The sequence below is a fragment of the Rhodanobacteraceae bacterium genome (genome assembly GCA_016713135.1).
Taxonomy (GTDB): Bacteria; Pseudomonadota; Gammaproteobacteria; order Xanthomonadales; family SZUA-5; genus JADKFD01.
In genome coordinates this window covers 1-15,563 of record JADJPR010000011.1, presented here as the reverse complement: position 1 = coordinate 15,563, position 15,563 = coordinate 1, and the positions used below count along the sequence as shown (strand labels likewise).

Below are 15,563 nucleotides of genomic sequence, written 5' to 3'. Positions count from 1 at the left end.
TGCGCCGCGCCGCCATTGACGAACACGGAGCCCTGGCGGATGTCGAATGCCATGCCCCGCGAGTAAATGCCGCGCAACTCCGGGGCCCCGCCAACCACGATCAGCGGGCCATTGAAATTGACTCGACCAGCCGTCGGCAACGCCTCTGATTCCAGCGAGACTCCGGTGGCGACTGCCGCGCCCGTGGCGTCGACCTGGATGTTGCGGGTTTCCAGAAAACCTCCCTGGGTCGAATCGATCGCCAATCCCACGGCCTCCCCGGTCTGACCCGGGCTGAACGCCTGGAATTGGCTGTCCCTTATCAGCGTGCTGGTGTTGGTCAATCTCGCTGCCACGCTGGAAAGCGTGCTTTCGACCGCGAGAAACCGACTGCCGAGGATGCGCGAGTCACGCACCTTGCCGAGCGAGGCGGCCAGCGCCCGGGTTCCGGAACTCCCGACAGCGACAATCGTCGAATCCCGGATGGTGACGTCGTTGACGGTGTTGGCAGCCGGCGTGGAATCAAACACTTCCAGGCCGACGGAGGTGCTGCCGTTGCGCGCAATGGCCTCCACATCGCGCAGGACGGTGGCATTCGCGAGATGAGGATCGCAATGCGCCGGCCTGAAGTTGCGCCCGGCGATTCGGTCAGCGCCAGGGCGTCCTGCACACGCGCGCCCGCCGCCGCGGGCGGGATGCGGATGGCCCGACAGCAGCCGAAATTGAGGATGTCGGTGGTTCCGTCGTTGCCATTGGACACCCGTATGTCCTTGATCTGGCTGTTGAGGGGCTCATGGTCACGGGTGGCGTCGGCAGACGAACTGGTCACGTTGGTCGCGTGGATTCCGCCTCCTCAGCGAGACGCTGGCAGGCAGCGTGATTCCCGCAGTGCCGAGGTCATAGATGCCGGCGTCGAGTTCGATCGACCATTGACCGGGAGCACCCGCGAGTTGCGCCAGCGCATCCTTGAGCCGGGTTCCCGATTCGGCGTTCGTCCCCACCAGCGGGACATGGATCGTCCGCTGCAGGGTCGAACGCGACTTGATGGCTGCCGGCGCCGCGTGGAGCTTGGGGCGCGGCGTCATCGCGGCGTCGGTGCCGACCTTGATGCCAAGCCAGAGCCGCTGGCCGAAGATCGCGTCCGGCAAGGGATTGGCTCACCGAGACCCACCGAGAGCTGGCCATCCACCAGGGTGACCGTCTGCGTCTCGCTCCAGAGTGCCGTCCCGCCGCTCGCCACGTTGTAGAGGGCGAACTGGATGCTGAGCGTTCCATTCACGGGCGTGCCGGAAGATCCTGTCAGCCGGGCGCTGTATGCCAGGGTCGCTGGAATCCCGCTCTGGGCCGCCGCAGTGGCGCAGGCCAGTACGAGCAAGGCCGCCAAAGCGCATCTGATAGCCCGCCGAAGCGTGCGCGAATTCCGGCATTCCGACGATCGATCCTTCAAGCCTGGGCAGACTCCAGCCATGTTTCCTCCGTACGATGCGAGCGACGTCCTGGGGCTTCCGGATTCTGCGAACGCACGCAGCTCAGGGATCGCGGCACCGGTACCCGGCATCCCGCGGCAGCACGTTCCATGCCAATGGCGCCATGCCTTGATGCGCAGTTCCGGGTCCGGCCGGCCACTTCCCGCGGGCCTGCTCGCACACGGCCGCCGCCGACCGTTCCGCCGGTGAATTGACAGGGTCGTGCGACAGGACGCGCCGCATCTCACGTGATATGCGGCATTTCCGTCTTCTCCGGAGCCGGGCTCGGTGACACTAGGCCGGACCCAGCCGACAAGGCCCGGACAACGGGTCAGACGGCTGGCGCGACTCTTGCTGCCGGAAGCGCGATATCCGATGCCACCTCCCATGTCCCTCGACCAGCTGCGAGCCCTGTTGCACTCACGCATCGACCTGGATCGCGACTGGGAATCAGCTCTGGTGGATGCAGCACGGCGTGCGGCAGAGGCGATGGAAGCCTCGCGCGCTCTGATCGCCCTGCCTTCCGGGCAGGACCAGTGGCGGGTCTTCCTGGACTCCGGAGAACGGCTTTCCGGGTCAGCGGTCAGCCTGGTGGCTTCCACCACGATTCTCAGGCGCGCCATGCACCAGGCCTGGTCGGGAGCAGGTCGACCGGCCCGGCCTGACCCGCAGCACGAGCATGGACCGGCAACACATCCACAGCGTCATTGCGATCGCACCTTGTGCGCCACGGAGACGCGCCCGACCTGCCTTCCCTCGGCGTGCTCTATCTCGACCGACGCGAGGATCGCCCCTGCTTCAGCGTGGAGGATGAGCAATGGGCGCGGGATTTTGCAGCGATCAGCGAGCGGCTGCTGACGCTGATCGAACTGCTCGCGCGGGCGCGGCGCGAGCGCGAGGCAGCGCTGGCGGACAATGACGCACTGCGCAGCGAGCAGTTCGGCGCCGAACTGGACGTGCTCGCGAGCCGCGACCCGGCGTTCCAGGATCACGTGGGCCGCGTGCTCGCAAAAGCCGCGAAGGCCGACCGCGTGACTGTGCTGCTGCAGGGACCGACCGGCAGCGGCAAGACGCACCTGGCACGCCGCTTTCATTCCCGAGCCGCCGCCGCGAACGGCCCTTTGTGACCCTCGACTGCGGCCAGGCCTCGAATGCCGACGCGCTGGCGGCCGAGTTGTTCGGCTTCTCGAAGCGTTCGGGATTCAACGTCGCCGCGGCCGGCCGCGCCGGCAAGGCACTGCTGGCCGACGGTGGCATCCTCTTCATCGACGAGATCAACTCGATGCCGCTGGAACTCCAGCCGCGGCTGTTGCGGCTGGTTGAGTCCGGGCGCTATTCGGCTCTCGGCTCGGGCGACGAGGTCAACGTCGACATCCAGGTAATCGCCGCGACCAACCGCGATCTGCGGGAGCTGGTGCGCGAACGGCTCTTCCGCGAGGATCTTTACTTCCGCCTGGGGCAACTCGTGGTCACGTTGCCACCACTTGGCGAGCGCCGTGCCGATGTCGTGCCGCTCGCCGAGCGCATGCTGGCCGCGGCCGCGCGGCACTTCGAGAGTGGTCCATTGCATTTTTCCGCTGAGGCACTCGCCTTGCTCGAGGGCTTCGCCTGGGACCTGGCAGGCAACCTGCGCGGCCTGCAGCACACCATCGAACGCACCGTGCTGATGCTGGATGCCGGGCGCCGGCGCATCGAGCGCGACGACCTGGTGCTGCCCGAGTTGCTGCCTGCGGTCGAGGCAACGCCCGAGGCGTCGATTGCACCTGCAGCGTCCGCGATCGAGGCGCCTCCGACCTCCGGACGACTGCCTCGAGGCACCGAAGCGACACAGTTGCGGGAGCTGTTGCGCGACAAGCTGCGCGAGCACCGCGGCATCATCGCGCGCATGGCCGAGGATATGGTCCTGACGCGGGCCTTTGGAACCGGCGGCCGTGCGATACCCACCTCGACCCTGCGCCAGCGCCTGGCCCGGCTTGGCCTGCTGGAAACCCTGGAGGCCGAACGCGAGGCGAATGATGCCTCGCTCGAGGAAGGCATCGCGGCGCTGCGCAAGCACGGCAACGGCGTGGACGCTGCGCGCGAGCTGGGCATCAGTCGCGACCGGCTGGTCTGGAGGTTGCGTCAGGTCGGGCTGACGATCGGGCGGGTGCTGGGCGCGGACGGAACGGACGAGGTGGTCCAGGGCGGATCCAGCATGAATGCGCCGACCGATGTGTCATCCTGACGCTGCACCAGGTTTCCGACAGGACCGCGCACGCGGCGGCAATCATGCGCGAGCTGCGCTCCGGCCCGTCGCGAGCAGGACGAAGCCAGCGCGAGGCGACTGGAGTCGGGGCCTGAAGTCGTGGCTGCGCGCAGCATCACGGCTCAGGCCTGTGCGAACGGAAATGCCAGCAGCCGGTCGATGCGCGGCTCGCGGAGCGCCCAGCCGAGGAGGCGCTCGAGGCCGACGGCGACGCCGGCGCAGTCGGGCATGCCGGGCAGCGCCGTGAGCAGGTGCTGGTCAATGGCGGGCTCGGGCGCGCCGCGCGCGCGGCGGGTGGCGAGGTCGCGCTCGAAGCGGGCGCGCTGCTCGGCGGCGTCGCCGAGCTCGTGGTAGCCGTTGGCAATCTCGCTGCCGCCGAGGTACAACTCGAAGCGACGCGCCACGCGCGGATCGTCCGGATCGATCCGGGCCAGGGCGGCCTGGCTGGCCGGGAAGGCCTGGATGAACACCGCTGGCTCGCGCGCCAGCGCGGGCTCTACGATGTGGCTGCGGATCAGGTCGAGCGCGTCGTCGCGCCCCAACCCTTCCCGGTCGATGCCGAAGCCGGCGAGCGCCAGCCACAGGGAGTCCTCATCCGCTTCGAGCGGATCGACGCTGGCGAACTCGACGAAGGCCTGCCGGAAGCTCAGCCGGCGCGCGGAGCCGGGCGTGCGCCCGAATGCGGCCGCCACGGCCGCTACCAGCGCCTCGACTTCGTCCATCAGGACATGATGGTCGAAGCCGACCCGGTACCACTCCAGCAGGGTGAATTCCGGGTTGTGCCGCGCGCCGCATTCGCCGTCGCGGAACACCGAGGCGATCTCGTAGATATCGCCGCTGCCGGCGGCCAGCAGCCGCTTGTGGAAGTACTCGGGCGAGGTGCGCAGCCAGCGCTGTGGCGGGCCACCGGCCTGCGGCCCGCGGTAGTGCGTGGTGAAACTCTCGATGTTCGGATCGGTGTTGCCGGCCTGCGACAGCACCGGCGTGGTCACTTCGAGCACACCGCGGGCGCGGAAGAACTCGCGGATGGTGTCGCCAAGCAGCGCGCGACGCTCGAGCAGACCGCGCAGATCGTGGCTCACGACACCCACGCGCAGCCCGGGGTGGGCGCGCAGCGCCTTCCCCGGTTACTTGCCGCAAGTACCCGGAGGACCGCACTCCGGGCTGCGCGCGAGGCTCCGGCACTCACCCCATGTCCCCATGCTGCGCCAGCAAGGCCAGCAACGCCGCCTCGTCCAGCACCGGCACGCCCAATTCCTGCGCCTTGGTGAGCTTCGACCCCGCCTCGCTGCCGGCGACCACGAAACTGGTCTTCTTCGACACGCTGCCGGACACTTTCGCGCCGAGCGCCTCCAGCCGCGCGCCGGCCTGGTCGCGGGTCAGGCTGTCGAGCGTGCCGGTCAACACCACGGTCTGACCCTTCAGCGGGCCGTCGACGCGCTGCGCCGGGTCGGTCTCGGGCCAGTGCACCCCGCCTGGCGCATCTCGCCGATGATGCGCAAATTGCGCTCGTCGCTGTAGAAGCTGCACAAACGCTCGGCGACCACCGGTCCGATGTCGGGCACTGCGATCAGCGGCTCGGCGGCAAAGGCTTTCTTCGTCTCCGCCTGTTTCAGAGCCGCCGGGTCGGCGAAGTACGGCGCGAGGCGCCGGCTGGCGTCGATGATCCGGTCCAGGCTGCCGAAGTGCTTGGCCAGCGCCTTCGCGGTGGATTCGCCCACATCACGGATACCCAGCGAAAACAGGAAACGCTCCAGGGTGGTCGACTTGCTGCGTTCCAGCTCGGCCAGGATGTTGGCCGCCGAGCGCTCGCCCATGCGATCCAGGCCCGCGAGCGTGGCCAGGTCCAGCTTGTAGAGATCGGAGATATCGCTCACCAGCCCGGCATCGATGAGTTGCTCAGCCAGCTTGTCGCCGATGCCCTCGATGTTCATGACCCGGCGCGAGGCGAAGAAACGGATCGCCTCCTTGCGCTGCGCCGGGCACACCAGTCCACCCGTGCAGCGGATCGCCGCCTCACCCTCCTCGCGGCGCGCCGGAGAACCGCACTCGGGGCAGGTCTGCGGCAGCGGCGCCGGTTGGGCGTCCGCCGGGCGCCGTTCGAGCACCGGGCCGACGACCTCCGGGATCACGTCGCCCGCACGGCGCACGATCACCGTATCGCCCGGCCGCAGATCCTTGCGCGCCACCTCATCGAAATTGTGCAGGGTCGCATTCGACACGGTGGTGCCACCGACAAACACCGGCTCCAGCCGCGCCACCGGGGTCAGCGCGCCGGTGCGCCCGACCTGCAGCTCGATCGCGAGCAACCGCGTCAGAGCCTCCTCAGCCGGGAACTTGTGCGCGATCGCCCAGCGCGGTGCGCGCGAGACGAAACCGAGCTCCCGCTGCCAGTCGATGCGGTTGACTTTGTAGACCACGCCGTCGATGTCGTAGGGCAACTGCGGCCGGCGCGCACCGATGCGCTCGAAATAGGCCAGACAGCCCTCCGCGCCGACCGCGACATCGATCTCGGGCGACAGCGGCAACCCGAACGCGCGCAGCCGCGCCAGCAATCCGGTGTGGGTGTCTGCCAGCGCACCGCCAGCGACCTCGCCCAGGCCGTAGGCATAGAAGGCCAACGGGCGCGCGGCGGCCAGCCGCGGATTCTTCTGGCGCACGCTGCCCGCGGCGGCATTGCGCGGATTGACCAACTCCTTGTCGCCGCGCTCGCGCGCGCGCCGGTTGAACTCGTGGAAACCGGCGCGCGGCATGAACCTCGCCACGCACCTCGAGCACCGCCGGCAGCCGCTGCCCGGCGCCAGCACCAGCGGCACGGCCTTGATCGTGCGCACGCTGTGGCTGACATCCTCGCCAGTCACACCGTCGCCGCGGGTCGCGGCATAGGCCAGGCGCCCGTTTTCGTAGCGCAGGCTGATCGCCAGGCCGTCCAGCTTCGGTTCGACCGAGAACTCGATGTAGCGCTGCCCAAGCGCCTGTTCGATGCGCACGACGAACTCCAACACGTCCTCGCGGCTGAAAGCGTTGCCCAGGGAGAGCATCGGCAGCGCGTGGGCGATCGCCGGGAAGTCGCCATCGATGGGAGCCGCGCCGACCCGCCGGGTCGGCGAATCGGCACTCGCGAACTCCGGGTGCGCCTCCTCGAGCCGCCGCAGTTCGTGGAACAGCGAGTCGTACTCGGCGTCCGGGATGGTCGGCGCGTCGAGCACGTGGTAGCGGTAGTCGTGGCCGCGGATCTCGTCGCGCAGCCAGGCGATGCGGTCCGCAATCTGAGCTTCGCTGGACATGCGCGGGGCCTACCAGCCGGGCTTGATCTGCAACTGCTCGCGCTTGCGGTCGTACGCGCGCAACTCGTCGCGCAGCGCCGCGATCCGCTGGCGTCCCAGCGGCGTGCGCTGGTCGTCCAGCAACTGCGCGCCGAGCAGGTCGGAGAAGCGCTGCGCCGCCGGCAGCATGGTGTCCCAGGCATCCAACGCCGACAGTGGCCCGGGCAGGGTCAGGAACAGGACCACGCCCGGCGTGCTGAAACTGTCCATCTGGGCAAGGTCGAACACGCCCGGGCGCACCATGTTGGCCATGCTGAAGATCGGCCCCAGCTCGGGCTTGCTGTCGACCAGGCGATGGAAGATGCCGAGGTCGCCGTGCACCAGCCCGGCCTTTTCCGCCGCGACCACCAGTTCCGGTCCGTGCAGGGTGTAGCCGTCCTGCGCCACCACATACAGGCTGATGATGCGGTCGTGCGGCGCGGCCTCGCGGTGGCCGACCCGCTGGGCCGACGGCTCCGGTCGGTCCTCGCGCTCACTGAGGCCGTCGATCTCGAATGCAGGCAGGTCGTGACTGGCGCCGTCGCGGTGCCAGGGCTCATCCCCAAGGGCGGAAAACGGGGGCTCGGCATCGCTGCCGTCGCCAAGTACCGGTTCGCGCCGCGCGTGTTCGGCGCGCGCCTCACTGGCCATCCGCCGCGCCGGCCGCCCGTACCAGTAGATGACCCCGAGCACGACGAGGCCGAGGATCAGCAGGACTACGCGCAATTCTGTGGCGGACATGGCAGCGATCGGTGGATATCTTCGCGCAGCATACGCAACGACGGCGCACAGGCGAAACGCAGGGTGACGCAGACTCAATCCGGGCTTGCGGCGACCGCAGCGCCCGTTATCATGATCCTTGGTTCTGACTTGGCGACGGCGCGTGTCCTTTCTCGAACGACTCAAGCGCGAAGCTGACCAGCAACGGCTGCAAGCCGAGCAGGTGGCGCGCGAACGCGAGGCGCTTGAGACGCGCTACCGCACCCAGATCGAGCCGCGGATGAAGGCGCTGACCCAGTACCTGGAGGGCCTTGCGGCCACCTTGCTGGAGGTCCGTCCTGCATTTGTGGTGCAGATGCCCATCCAGGGCTATGGCGAGCTGTGCACCGTGCCGTTTTTCGACTACAAGGTCGAGCACGAACGCCGTCACCGCAGCTTTCTGGTGACCATGACCTGGTCGCTGCGAGTCGATCCCGAGCGCACACCGGCGGTTCGAGCGGACAACGTCACTCGTGTGCGTACCCTGACCAGCCTGTTCCGCCAGTACCACCTGGGTGGCATCAAGGAGGAGAAGCGCACCCCACAGGGCGAGCTCTCGGCGGCGACTTTCCACGCCCGCGGCTACATCAAGGCGCGCCTGCAGGCGCAGATTTCCGCCGAGGATCCGGTATTGCGCATGGTGCTGGACAATGCGAGTTGGCTCGGGAGCAGCCGCAAGCAAGTTCCCTGGGAGCGCATCGACGACGCCTTGTTTGACCGCATCGCCCGCTTTGTCGTGCGCGAGGACGATTCACTGTTTTCCGAGGAACTGCCGGAGGAACTGAAGCAGAAGCTGCGCCGCGAGCAGCCCGCTGCTGCAGCGACGCCCGCGCCAGCGGCAGCCGATCCGGTCATCCTGGCGACGGCGCATTCGCCCGCGCCGCCGGAGGTGCAACCGCCCGTGGCGCAGACCTTGCCGGGGCCCGTGTCCGCGCCACCAGAGCCTGAACCGCCTTCGCTCGCCACCGCGACCTTCGTGCCTGGGGTGATTCCGGCACCAGCGCCCGTCAGTGCCGTGGATGTCATCGAGTTCGACGAGAGCAAGCTCGGACTGGACCGGTTCGAAGACGCGGACGAGTCGATCGACGGGTTCTCGTTCGGCTCGCCCAGATCGTTGACGCCGGTCACGCCCCCCGCGGCCGCAGTGCCCCCGGTCCCATCGCCCGCCGTCCCTGCGCCCCAGGTCGCCTCGGGACCCGCGCCGGCGGTTGCGCCCAGGCAGTCAACGGCGCGCCCGGCAACCCAGCCACCCCTGCCCGCTGCGCCAGTTCCTGGCCCGACCGCCGCTGCCGCGCGGGCCCCGCCGCGCCTGCTGCCCCATTGCCACCGCGCCCGGCTGCTGCGCCGGCGGTTCCCGTCGCGGCTCCGCTGCCTCCGGCACAGGACGCGATGCCTGTTGCGCCGGAACCAGACTCCGCGCAATCCGCCGACGCCGAGCGCGAAGCGGCGCTGTTTCGCCTCAAGGTCCGCGCCATGCTTGCGCGCATGCGCACCAACGAAGAGCCTGGCAAGAGCTGACGCGCGCCCCGATTCTCGGGCGCGCGGACGTGGCACCCTCAGATCAGCTTGATCTCGCGCAGCCGCTGCATCAGGTAGTCATTCGCGGTGATCGGCTGCGGATAGCGATTCGGATTGTCCGGCGTGATGCACTGCGGCAGGGTCTCGATCAGGAAATCCGGGTTCGGGTGCAGGAAGAAGGGAACCGAGTAGCGCGGCTCGCGCGCCTTGGGACCGGTCGGGTTGACCACCCGGTGGCTGGTCGACGGGTACGTGGTTGCTCAGGCGCTGCGGCATGTCGCCGATGTTGACCACGATGGCATCGCCGGAGGTAGTGACCGGCAGCCAGTCGCCCTGGCGCGTCAGCACCTGCAGCCCCTCTGCGCTGGCGCCCACCAGCAGCGTGATCAGGTTGATGTCCTCGTGCGCGCCCGCGCGCTCGTTCGGGATCTCGTCTTCAGTGATCGGCGGATAGTGGATCGGGCGCAGGATCGAGTTGCCGAAATGGGTCTTGTCGGCGAACCAGTCCTGCGGCAAGCCGATATGCAGCGCCCAGCGCGGCCAGCACCCGCGAGCCCAGGTCGTCCAGCGCCCTGGTACAGCGCATAACCCAGCGTGCGGAACTCGGGCACCTCTTCGGGCCAGAGGTTCTCGCCCATGATCGTGGCGTACTGCGAATCACGCGCGATCTCGCGGCCGATGTGCCAGAACTCCTTCAGATCCGCATGTTTGGAGTCTTTCGCCGTCTCCACCTTGTAGGGCGTGTAGCCGCGCGCACCGCCGCCGCCGGCCACGTGATAACGGCGCTTGACCGCATCCGGCAGGTCGAAGAAGCGCTCGAAGGCCGCATAGGCACCGTCGATCAGGGAGGCCGGGATGCCGTGGCCACTGATGCCGCAAAAGCCGTACTCGCGGTAGGCGCGGCCCAGGTCGGCGACGAAGGCGTCGCGGTCGGAATCGAAGCGGCTGATGTCGAGTGGGGACGCCCATGGCCGTGGACTCGCGTGAGGAGATGCGCGGAGTCTAGTTGCGGCGCCTTGAGTGGTGGGTCAGGGTCAAGTCGGAAGTGAAATGTGAAACGTAAACGTCAATCGAAGCGTGCTCCGGTTGACGTTTCTCTCACATTTCGCCACTGGCGCGCCAGCGCCTCATCGCGTCACCCACACCATCGCATAAGCCAGCACCGCAGTGACCGGGATGGTGAACACCCAGGCCCACAGGATGCGTTCGACCACGGTCCAGCGCAGCGCGTTGGCGCGCTTGGCGAAGCCCACGCCCATGATCGCGGTGGAGATGCTGTGGGTGGTCGAGACCGGCATGCCCAGGGTCGCCGCCGCCGACAGGATGGTCGCCGACGCGGTCTCCGCGGCGAAGCCGTGGATCGGGTGCAGCTTGACCATCTTGTGGCCGAGGGTCTTGATGATGCGCCAGCCGCCCGGCGGCGGTACCGGCCGCCATCACCAGCGCACAGGTGATCTTGATCCAGGTGTCGATGCCTTCCTTGTCATGGTCGGATGCGGGAAGGCGAGCATGTCCGGCAGTCCGTCCAGGGTGCCGGTGGCCTGTCGCCGATCAGCGCCAGCGCGATGATGCCCATGGTCTTCTGCGCGTCATTCAGGCCGTGGGCGAAACCCATGTACGCGGCCGACACCAACTGCGCCTTGCCGAAGAAGGCGTTGACCCAGCGCGGTCGCGCCAGCCAGCGAGCCAGCCGCCGCTCCTGGCCATCAACGCCACCAGCGCGAACAGCAGGCCAAGATCATCATGCCGAGCAGGAAACCGGCGATCGGCGACGAGATCATCGGCACCACGACCTTGTAGAGACAGGCCGCCGCCCTTGTAGCCGGGGCTCGGCCGACTGCGCCAGATCAGCGCATCGGTATTCCCGGCCGCAGCGGCCAGCGCGGCGCCGCACAGGCCGCCGATCAGCGCGTGACTGGAACTCGATGGCAAACCCACCACAGGTGATCAGGTTCCACACGATCGCCGCCAGCAGCGCGCGCAGCAGCGCGCCGGAGGTGATCGTCACCATTGGCATCGACCAGGCCGCTGGAAATGGTCTTGCCGCCCGCCTCGCCGGCCAGCGCGCCGATCAGGTTCATGCTGGCGGCCAGGCCTACCGCCTGCATCGGCGTCAGCACCTTGGTGGCGACCACGGTGGCGATCGAGTTGGCGGTGTCGTGGAAACCGTTGATGAACTCGAAGACCAGCGCCACCACAATCAGCAGCAGGAGCAGCGTCAGTGCCACGGCGACCTCAGCTGTTCTTGCGCACGATCTGGTAGGTCACCACGCCCGCCTCGCGGCAGCGCGCTCGATGGCCTTTTCGAGGATCTCCGTAGAAATCGTGGACCATGAAGGTCTGGATCGGGTCGTACTGCCGGCATACAGCTCGCGGTACAGCTCCAGCATCAGGCGATCGGCCTCGACCTCGATGGCGCGCAAACGGTCGGACAGCGCCTTCATCGGTTCCAGCTTCATGCCCTTGAGCTCGCTGACCATCTTCAGCACCACCTCGGCCGCGTCCGCCGGCATCTTCGCCCGCGGCACAGGAATCCACGCCGTGGATGCGCTCGCCCGCCAGGGCATAGCGTTCGGCGAATTTCTCCTGCGTCTTCCGGGATGCGGTACAGCGCATTGCCCGGGGTCTCGATGTCCTCACGCTCGAGCACGGTGACGAAGGTGTGCACCAGCTCCGTGCGGATCTCCTCGGCGACCTTGCGCTCGCGCTCGCGCGCCAGGCGGAATTCCTCCAGCGAGGGGCTGGTTGGCCTTGCGTTCGACCAGCGCCAGCAGTGCGCGGGTGGCGTCCAGCGCGGCGGCGGCGCTGTCCTGCAGCAATGCGAAGAAGCGATCGCCCTTGCCGAAGATCGTTTTGCGCGAAAACATGGGAACCCCGTCGCCTGGCGCATGTGAAGGAAAGATGACAGCGCGCGGATGCTCGCTCAGTCAGGTGTCGACGCCAGTGGGCAACTGGAGTCCGACCTCGATGAATTCGCGGATCAAGCTGGTCGCGTAGGCGCCCAGCAGGAGAGTGAAGCGCGGCGCAAAGCCTGGGGCACGGGGCACGGGGCATGGGGGCACGGGAGGCTCCTGCGTGGGCGCCTCGCCAAGCGTGCCGTCAGGCCACTCCCAGACAGGCGACTCCGGGATCATGCGCAACGCGCGCCGCTCCGGTTCCATGCCGACGGACTCCCGGCCGGCGACCAGATCAGCGAATTCGGCCGCGCAATCCTGTTCGAGCGCGGCACAGGCGTCCGCGCACGGCGCCGGCGCGCCCCTGACGGGCCGGTCGGATGGATTTCGCCCTCGGCACAACGCCGCGCCAGGGTCTCGTCCGGTATCGCCGGCCCGAACCAGGCGCGTTTGCCCACCGGGTTGCACAAATCGCCGGCGACCACCCGGTTCCAGCTGCCCTCGCGCACGCGGCGGTCAAGCACCGCGTTGAAGATCGCGCTGCGCGCCGCGGAAGCGCGAAGGCACCGGTCGCTGCGACCGAGCGACTCGCCGGCGAACAGCCGCCAGCGCCAGGTTGCCGTCGGCGTGGCCGAAGCGCTGGGTGCCGGTAGTTAGGCGCGCCGGCCGTGCGCAGCGTGGCGAGGATCGCTTCGGCGCGTTCGCGGTCGCCCTCGATGCCGCGCAGGTCAGTTCGAAAGCCGTTGCCGACCAGCGCACCGCGCTTGAGCTTGCGCGAATGGCGCGCGACGTCGAGCCCGCGCACGCCGCGCATGTCGAGCAACGACCAGTCGACGCTGCGCCCCGGCAACTGCACGGTGAAATGCTGGCGCGCCACCGCGTGGCGATCCTTCAGCCCGGCGAAGCCCACCGCCACCTGCGGCACCTGGCGAATCGCGCCAGCCACGCGCGACCATTCAGTATTCGCGCCGCGCTTCTCGATGCGCAACAAATCGTATTCGCCCTGCCCGTCCGCCTGGATACTGGGTCTCCTCGACGATGAAATCTCCGGGCTGGCCTTCAGGCTCGCCGTCAGCGGCGACCCGCCGTGCGCAGACCAGCGTCATGCGTGCGGCGCCAGCAGCGCCACCGCCTGCGCGGCGATGCCCTCTTCACTGACCGGTAAAGCCGGGCTTCTCCGGTGGTGGCCTTGAGCGCTGACGCAGTCGCCTCGCATTCGAGGTCCTCAGCGATCCCGCTCGCGCATCCAGCGCGACGATGCGGCGCCAGCTTCGACCGCTCGCAAACCACCACAATGTCGCAGTTACCCACCGCATAGCCACGCGCCCCGACCAGGGCGCGGCAATGCCGCAGCAGCCTTGCGGCTGTCCGCCCCGCGCCAGCAGTCGTCGGACGGCGGGAGTGCTTGCCGATGTCGCCCAGCGCCAGCGCCACGAGCAGCGCATCGCACAGCGCGTGCAGCGCCAAATCGCCATCCGAATGCGCCAACTTTTAGCCCACGTCCATGCGCGATCCGCACGCCGCCCAGCATCACATGGTCTGCGCCCGGCCCGAAGAGCGTGGACGTCGTAACCAGTGCGCGATGCGCGGGTGCAGGGTCGTAGTCTGGCAGATTCGTTTTGGAGTGATGTGCAAGTAGAGGAAAAAGTGAAACAGGAAAAGCAAGAACCGGAGCTCGGTTCCGCAACATTCGACTGGAGCGGAGGTGGCCACAACGCCAGTGGACTCCGGCTCGCCCGAAAGCAACTCCTCCTTTCCGCTTTTGCTGGCACTTTGCTGCACACTTCTCAAGCAACCGCTTCATAGCGCCAGGTCTCGCGCCGTGGTCTGCTGCAACGGGGTTGACCGCCAAGCGCCTTCCATTCAACGACGGCCGTACAACCCATTCGATCGCCTGCGCTTCGTCGGTCGGCTGGCGGTCTTGAACGATAGCGCCTCCAGCGCACGCACGAGCGCGCGCCGCGGCGGTTTATCTGCGCGGAGTGAGGGCGCGCGAAGAGTTCGCTGCAGGGCTTTGCGGTCTGCTCGGCTTTGCCCTGCCATCGGTCGAGCAGCAGGGTGCAGCGCGCACGGGCGCCGCGAGCAGGCCGCCGTCGGCAGCGCCCGCGAGCCGGGTCAGGCGTTCGATGTCGTCCGTGCGCAGACGCCTTTGCCGCGATCGTGGACCAGCACAAAATCGTTGTCTCAAACCACCGCGGGCAGCGCGCCCAGGCCGAAGAGCACCGAATCGGCACGCTCGGCGCCGCCGGTGGCGGTCAACAGCGGTTTGCCGGATATATCGCATCCCAGCCCGGCCAGTGCGGATCGTCCGGCAGCCAGCACACCACCATCAGCCCGCTGAGCTGCGGCACCGCCGCCAGGCGTTCCAGGGTCCCGCGCACGGCAACGGCCGACCGTCGATCAGCGCGTACTGTTTGGGCGGCTCCGCGCTGCCAGCGGCCCGCTGGCGACGACCGGCACCACCGCCCAGATCACTCGATCGGCTCCTCGCTGCGCACAGCGCAACCGCAGCCGCGCGGCTGGGCTCGCCCACCACTGGATCCCATTCTCGCCCTGCCCGGTCATGCCGAGTTCCGAACGCGCGCGTTCCTCGATCGCATCGCGCCCGGTCTTCAGGTCCTCGACCTCCGCCGCCAGCGCTACTCGTTGCGCTGACGCAGCCTTTTCGTTCCTCGACGCTGCACTTCCAACGCCTTCTCCAGGTTTCCCAGACGTCGTTCATGCCACCGCGGAACCACGATTGGTACTGCAGTGCGACGAGCAGGCAACAGCAGGAGCAGCAGCCAGCGCATCCGGGGAATCAGCGCCTCAACGGCCGAAGCGGAAGGCGCCGCGATAAGCGTGGCGATGCAGATGCACCCAGCGCTTCCTCGATGCGCTTGAACTGGTTGTACTTGGCCACGCGGTCGGTTGCGGCACAGCGAGCCGGTCTTGATCTGGGTCGCGGTGGCGAAAATACCGACGGAGTCGGCGATGATGAAGTAATCGGTCTCGCCCGATCGGTGCGACACGATCGCCGCATATTTGAGCGGTCCCCCATGGCGCGATCGCAGCCAGTGTCTCCCTGGGCGTCCCGATCTGGTTCGGCAGGGTCAGGATCGCGTTGGAAATGCCTTGGTCGATGCCCTGCTGGAAGATCTTGGTGTTGGTGACGTAGAGGTCGTCGCCGACCAGCTGGCATGGAGTGCGGCGGCAGCGCTCAGGTCGCGGTTTCAACCCAGCCCAGTCGCTCTCGCCCATACCATCCTCGATGATTCACGATCAGGAACTGGCGCGCCCAAGGTTCGAGGTGGTCGACAAACTGCTCGCTGGTCAGCCAGCGGGTCCTCGGAGGCGAGGTGGTAGCGGCCGTCCTTGGCGGATTCGCTGGAGGCGACGTCCAGGCCAGCAGCACATC

General features: G+C 68.1%; 7 protein-coding genes and 8 pseudogenes. 3 read left to right on the top strand and 12 right to left on the bottom strand.

The window, feature by feature from the left end:
• On the bottom strand, positions 1-554 hold a 554-nt coding region (locus tag IPK27_11060; GenBank protein MBK8068132.1), incomplete at its 3' end, for a hypothetical protein.
• Positions 555-776: 222 nt separating this feature from the next.
• Positions 777-1,127 (bottom strand): hypothetical protein, encoded by a 351-nt coding sequence (locus IPK27_11055; protein ID MBK8068131.1) that lies wholly within the window; start codon positions 1,125-1,127, stop codon positions 777-779.
• A gap of 1,025 nt (positions 1,128-2,152) precedes the next feature.
• Between IPK27_11055 and IPK27_11050 the strand changes: the two genes are divergently transcribed.
• Positions 2,153-2,572, top strand: a complete 420-nt coding sequence (locus IPK27_11050; GenBank protein MBK8068130.1) for a sigma 54-interacting transcriptional regulator — start codon at positions 2,153-2,155, stop codon at positions 2,570-2,572.
• A pseudogene (locus tag IPK27_11045) lies at positions 2,545-3,669 on the top strand (sigma-54-dependent Fis family transcriptional regulator). Before IPK27_11050 ends, IPK27_11045 begins: the two are co-directional and overlap by 28 nt.
• Before the next feature lie 143 nt (positions 3,670-3,812).
• Here the strand turns inward: IPK27_11045 and genX are convergent.
• The 3 genes and pseudogenes from genX to zipA form a co-directional block, all read right to left on the bottom strand.
• Positions 3,813-4,760: an EF-P lysine aminoacylase GenX gene (gene genX / locus IPK27_11040; GenBank protein MBK8068129.1), complete on the bottom strand. Its 948-nt coding sequence runs from the start codon at positions 4,758-4,760 to the stop codon at positions 3,813-3,815.
• Positions 4,761-4,875: 115 nt separating this feature from the next.
• A pseudogene (gene ligA, locus IPK27_11035) lies at positions 4,876-6,977 on the bottom strand (NAD-dependent DNA ligase LigA).
• Between the two features lie 9 nt (positions 6,978-6,986).
• On the bottom strand, positions 6,987-7,736 hold the full coding sequence (zipA, locus tag IPK27_11030) for a cell division protein ZipA (GenBank protein ID MBK8068128.1): 750 nt from the start codon (positions 7,734-7,736) through the stop codon (positions 6,987-6,989).
• 142 nt (positions 7,737-7,878) lie between these two features.
• Between zipA and IPK27_11025 the strand changes: the two genes are divergently transcribed.
• On the top strand, positions 7,879-9,324 hold the full coding sequence (locus IPK27_11025) for a hypothetical protein (protein MBK8068127.1): 1,446 nt from the start codon (positions 7,879-7,881) through the stop codon (positions 9,322-9,324).
• Here IPK27_11025 and IPK27_11020 read toward each other — a convergent pair.
• The 7 genes and pseudogenes from IPK27_11020 to IPK27_10990 all read right to left on the bottom strand — a co-directional run bounded on the left by IPK27_11020 (position 9,311) and on the right by IPK27_10990 (position 15,563).
• A pseudogene (locus IPK27_11020) lies at positions 9,311-10,222 on the bottom strand (isopenicillin N synthase family oxygenase). The gene IPK27_11025 and the pseudogene IPK27_11020 sit on opposite strands and share 14 nt — an antisense overlap.
• A gap of 177 nt (positions 10,223-10,399) precedes the next feature.
• Positions 10,400-11,479 (bottom strand): annotated as a pseudogene (locus tag IPK27_11015) (inorganic phosphate transporter).
• 28 nt (positions 11,480-11,507) lie between these two features.
• Positions 11,508-12,139, bottom strand: a pseudogene (locus tag IPK27_11010) (pit accessory protein).
• A gap of 322 nt (positions 12,140-12,461) precedes the next feature.
• Entirely contained in the window at positions 12,462-13,154 is a 693-nt protein-coding gene (truD, locus tag IPK27_11005) for a tRNA pseudouridine(13) synthase TruD (GenBank protein MBK8068126.1), read from the bottom strand.
• A 114-nt stretch (positions 13,155-13,268) separates the two neighbouring features.
• Positions 13,269-13,697, bottom strand: a pseudogene (locus IPK27_11000) (2-C-methyl-D-erythritol 2,4-cyclodiphosphate synthase).
• Between the two features lie 869 nt (positions 13,698-14,566).
• Positions 14,567-14,888 (bottom strand): annotated as a pseudogene (locus IPK27_10995) (septum formation initiator family protein).
• A gap of 78 nt (positions 14,889-14,966) precedes the next feature.
• Positions 14,967-15,563 (bottom strand): annotated as a pseudogene (locus IPK27_10990) (hypothetical protein).

Coding starts and splice junctions, on each gene's coding strand:
- zipA (MBK8068128.1), bottom strand. CDS start 7,736: ATGTCCGCCACAGAATTGCGCGTAGTCCTGCTGATCCTCGGCCTCGTC.